At 59.7% G+C, this 4,529-nt stretch carries 6 protein-coding genes; all 6 read left to right on the forward strand.

The annotated features are described in order from the left end of the window. Positions 1 to 315 precede the first annotated feature (315 nt). The 6 genes from fsa to R6U20_RS04025 all read left to right on the forward strand — a co-directional run bounded on the left by fsa (position 316) and on the right by R6U20_RS04025 (position 4,315). Positions 316 to 981 (forward strand): fructose-6-phosphate aldolase, encoded by a 666-nt coding sequence (gene fsa / locus R6U20_RS04000; protein WP_410336578.1) that lies wholly within the window; start codon positions 316 to 318, stop codon positions 979 to 981. A gap of 108 nt (positions 982 to 1,089) precedes the next feature. Further along, positions 1,090 to 2,490 carry an MBL fold metallo-hydrolase gene (locus tag R6U20_RS04005; RefSeq protein ID WP_410336579.1) on the forward strand — a complete coding sequence of 467 codons (1,401 nt, stop codon included), beginning with the start codon at positions 1,090 to 1,092 and terminating at the stop codon, positions 2,488 to 2,490. Positions 2,491 to 2,935: 445 nt separating this feature from the next. Beyond that, positions 2,936 to 3,271 carry a DUF6883 domain-containing protein gene (locus R6U20_RS04010; RefSeq protein WP_410336580.1) on the forward strand — a complete coding sequence of 112 codons (336 nt, stop codon included), beginning with the start codon at positions 2,936 to 2,938 and terminating at the stop codon, positions 3,269 to 3,271. A 60-nt stretch (positions 3,272 to 3,331) separates the two neighbouring features. Continuing rightward, the gene (locus R6U20_RS04015; protein ID WP_410336581.1) at positions 3,332 to 3,565 is read left to right on the forward strand and encodes a DUF4926 domain-containing protein; all 234 of its coding nucleotides are present in this window, start codon (positions 3,332 to 3,334) and stop codon (positions 3,563 to 3,565) included. Between the two features lie 225 nt (positions 3,566 to 3,790). Beyond that, complete coding sequence (locus tag R6U20_RS04020; protein ID WP_410336582.1) at positions 3,791 to 3,994, forward strand: hypothetical protein; 204 nt, start codon at positions 3,791 to 3,793, stop codon at positions 3,992 to 3,994. A 9-nt stretch (positions 3,995 to 4,003) separates the two neighbouring features. Beyond that, positions 4,004 to 4,315: a type II toxin-antitoxin system RelE/ParE family toxin gene (locus R6U20_RS04025; RefSeq protein WP_410336583.1), complete on the forward strand. Its 312-nt coding sequence runs from the start codon at positions 4,004 to 4,006 to the stop codon at positions 4,313 to 4,315. Positions 4,316 to 4,529 lie beyond the last annotated feature (214 nt).

Below are 4,529 nucleotides of genomic sequence, written 5' to 3' on the forward strand. Positions count from 1 at the left end.
CGGGCTAAGGGGTCCATAGCCGGGGACCGCTTGCGTCCCCGGCGATCTTTGGAACGAATGCTATCGGCGCTGCACGTGTCCCAGGCTATAAGCCGCTAAACAGATACGGACCGTCGGTGCCAGGTCCTGTGATTAATCTCACCACCTCACAAAGCCCCCCACTCTGGTCATCCTGAACTTGATTCAGGAACCCGCGGTCCCGTGCGAATCTGGCAAAGGCAGGCCGAAAGCATGTGAGAGACGAACTCTAAGCGGGGATTGTTCATTACAGCACTGCTCTACTTACGCTGCTTGTTTGACGAACACTGACTCCCTATGAAATTTTTTATTGACACGGCCAACCTCGACCAGATCCGTGAGGCGAATGACCTGGGCGTGCTCGACGGTGTAACCACCAACCCCTCGCTCGTCAAGAAAGAGGGCAACATCGACTTTCACGAGCGCGTGCAGGAGATCTGCGACATCGTGGACGGCGACGTGTCGGCAGAGGTGACGGCAACCGATTTCAACGGCATTATGACGGAGGCCCACGAGCTGGCGCAGCTCCACGAGAATGTGGTCGTGAAGGTGCCGCTCATCCGCGAGGGCATCAAGGCGATTCGGGCGCTCTCGGACGAGGGCATTCCCACCAACTGTACGCTCTGCTTTTCGCCGATGCAGGCGCTGCTGGCGGCCAAGGCGGGCGCCACGTACATCAGTCCGTTCATTGGGCGCATCGACGACATCTCCTCGAACGGGATGCAGCTGATTGAGGAGATCGTGCAGATCTATGCCAACTACGGCCTCGAGACCGAAGTTCTGGCCGCCTCGATTCGCCACCCCATGCATGTGAAAGAAGCGGCGCTGGCCGGGGCCGACGTGGCCACGATTCCGTTTGGCACCATCCAGAAGCTGCTGGAGCACCCGCTGACCGACCGTGGCCTGCAGCGCTTCCTGGACGACTGGAATGCCTATCAGGACGAACTTGCCGAGGCGGTGTAAGACCTCGCGTTGCTGTGGAGCGCGCGCTCTGCTGCCCTGGGGCGAATCCGGGGCGGTAGCGCGGCCTGCGTGCTGTTTATTTGTTGAACCGGACCTTCCCGTTTGTTTATGGAATTTGTTGCTCTTGGCGATACCGACGACATCGCCGCCAGTTGTCACTACCTGGGCCTGAATGGCACGGGCCTGTTGTTGGATGCGGGGGTCGATCCACGCAAAGACGGCGCGGCCTCGCTCCCCCGCTTCGATCTCATCCACAATGCCGACGATCGCTTCGTAGATCACGCCTTCGTGACGCACGCGCATCACGATCACATGGGCGGGGTGCCGGTGCTCTACCGCGAGTTTCCGCACATCATCACGCACATGACGGATGCGACGAAGCGGCTGCTGGAGTTCTTGCTCCCGGCCTCGGCCCGATTGCAGGCCCGCCGCGTGCGCGAGGGCAGCACCCAGGCCGATCCGCTTTTTACGGAGGCCGAGGTCGAGCCGCTCAGCGACCTGTACCTAACGCATCCCCTACAGAAGCCGTTTAAGGTGACGGGTTTGGGCGGCAAGTCGGAAGTCACCGCTCAGTTCTACACCGCCGGGCACATCCTGGGCGGCGTGGGCGTGGAGCTAACCGTGGGCGAGGGCGACGACGCCCCGCGCATCTTCTACACGAGCGATACCAAGCTCACCAACCAGTCGATTCTGCCGGGGGCGAACTACCCCGACAGCACCGACGTGCTCATCCTGGAATCGACCGCAGGCAACGATCCCGAGGCGGCCGCAACGAGCCGCGAGAAGGAGCTCGCCAAGTTCACCGAGGCGCTGCAAACCACGCTCGAACGCGGCGGCACGGCGCTCATCCCCGTCTTTGTGATGGGCCGTGCCCAGGAAACGCTGGCCGTGCTCGACCGCCTGAAGCGCGAGGGCAAGATTGATGACGAGGTGCCCATCTACACCGCCGGGTCGATGCGCGCCATTGCGGATCTCTATGATCAGACGCGCACCAGCACACCCCGCGTGGACTCGGACTTCCGCGTTTTTGGCGTGGACCAGAAGCGCCTGCCGCGTGGCGAAAAGCGCACCGCCGAAGCGCTCGACGGACCCGCGATCCACGTGCTCAGCAGCGGCATGATGTTCGAGCCCACGCTGTCGAACCGCATCGGACGCCGCCTGATCGAAGACCCCGACAACGCGATTCTGATGGTGGGCTACTCGAAAGAAGGCTCGCCCTCGGCGCGTCTGCTGGAGGCCGCGGAGAGCGGCAACGGCACCGAGGTCGTGCTCAACCCCGAGCAGGGTCCGCAGCCCGTGCGCTGCCTGGTCGACGACTTCCGCTTCTCCGGACACAGCAACCGCGACGAGCTGCTGGAGGTGGTTCGGCGCCTCCATCCGAGCGAAGTGGTGCTCGTCCACGGCGAACCCGACGCCCGCACCTGGATGGCCGAGCACATCGCCGAGATCGACGCCACGATCACGGTGCACCAGCCCGAAGGCGGCGTGCCTATTGAACTGGGTGTGTAGGGCGGATTGCTCCCCCTTGAAAACTGTCATTTTGGGCGGAGTCGAAAAACCTCCTTCCGCCTTGCTGGATGCCTCACCATAGTGTTCCCCTTGCCGCCCCGGTTGGCTCTGTGCTGACCGGGGCTTTTTGTTTGGGGAGATGGCGCCCTTCTGCTCTCGTGCGAGCGAGATTGCGGGTTGCATGTGCAAGATGTCGTGGGTATGCTTTGCATGCGCGTTTGGCATCCGCTTTTCAGCATGATCGGATTGGCACTGGGTAGCGGGTGACGCCACACGCATGCTAGGCCCCACGTGTTGACATAGTACCGGACGGGTTTTGCGTATCGAATTGATTTGTCAGTGCGTTTCCCGGAATTATGGATGCCTGCTATGTCACGTGTGTTGATGTAAGTATAGGTTATGTGGCTCTGTGTTTTTCCTCTTCGTCTGACCCGTTCTATGTAGCATGAAGCTTCCACGCCGGGATCACGCTTTCATCCCTGAACGGAAGCTCACGTCCTACCTGCTATCGCTATCGCATCCGGTCGGTCGGGGGAAGGCGCGCTTCTTTCGTCGGCTTGGCTTCGACCTGTCCAACACCGACATCCTGAGGGATGGACTTCTCACCCTCGCCCGCCAGTCAAACGTGGTCCGAGCCGAGCAAACGGACTACGGCACAAAGTACATGGTGGATGGTTTGCTCTCTACGCCTCGCGGAGACGAGGTGCCCGTACGCACGGTGTGGATTATCGAAGAGTCAGACCGGGATGTGCCACGGTTTGTCACGGCGTATCCGGCGTAGTAACACTATCTCAGGTGCCAACCGATCACTGATTTTCTCTGCGAACCGAACCCGAGACCCATGGTGATAGAAGAGCTAAACACGGTCGTTCTGCTGCGCGACGCAGATGAACACGGCTTGGAGCGTGGCGACATCGGCGCCGTCGTGCATCGGTACTCAGGCGAACGGGAAATGTACGAGGTTGAGTTTGTAACGGGCGAAGGCGAGACGGTCGCGGTTCTCACGTTGCATCGTGACGAGGTTCGGCCGATGGATCGGCGCGAGATTCTGCATGTGCGAGAGATTGCGGCGTAGCGCGTGCTGCTGTTCCAGAAGGGCCGCATAACTCTACGCTGTTGCGGACAAAGGGCACAGGGGGAGCTCGGTGGGCCCGAACAGGTGGCGCTTCTGGTGCCTGCTTGATAGGTTACCAGTGCCTTCGCAGCAGAACTTCACCGTGGTACAGAGACCGTTTGTGAACCCGTAACTGCTCTGGGTCGTACGTTTTATAGCACATTTCCAACTTGAGTGAAGCCACTTATGTCGCAAGTGACCACGAAAGCAAAGATTGTCCGCGCTGTTGAGGAACTGCCGGAGGATGCTACGATCGAGGACGCCATCGAGCGTCTCGTTTTCTTGCACAAGATTGAAGTTGGCCTAAAGCAAGTCGAGGAAGGAAAGACGGTACCGCTCGCCGAGGTGGAAGCGCGGCTGAAGCGTCGTCGCTCTAAGGAGAACCAATAGCAAATCCGCATGGCCCGTGTCCGTCTCACTGAGCAGGCCCAAAACGAACTTGATGCCATCATCGAATACTACGAGCGTGTCGGTGCGTCGGACTTCGCCGAGGTTTTCGAGGAGAAGGTAATTGAGAAAATCCGTCCTCTTGAGCAGCCCCCGCGAATGGGGCGCATCGTTCCGGAGATCAGCGATGAAGCAATCCGTGAAGTTCTATATCGAAATTGTCGGATCGTCTACGTGGTAGGTCGGGACGACGAGGAAGTGGACGTGCTGACCATCTTCCATTCGTCTCAGCAATTCGGTGCTCTGGGCTCGGACGACGAATGAAGCACCGTATAATACCATCTGCGCAGAATTGTCATGCAGATATTTAACAACTGACCTGTTCACGTTTTCACGGTACCCGACGCAAAATGACGGGCTCCTGAACAAACACATGGAGCCGCCTTCCCGAAGGATGGATCCCGGATCAGCGATGCCAGGGGCACCTTGTCCGGGATGACACATTGGTACGTAGTGCTGAACGTTGTGTTATACGCAA

Origin of the sequence: Longimonas sp., from assembly GCF_046498435.1 — a bacterium.
In the GTDB taxonomy this organism is placed as follows: domain Bacteria; phylum Bacteroidota; class Rhodothermia; order Rhodothermales; family Salinibacteraceae; genus Longimonas.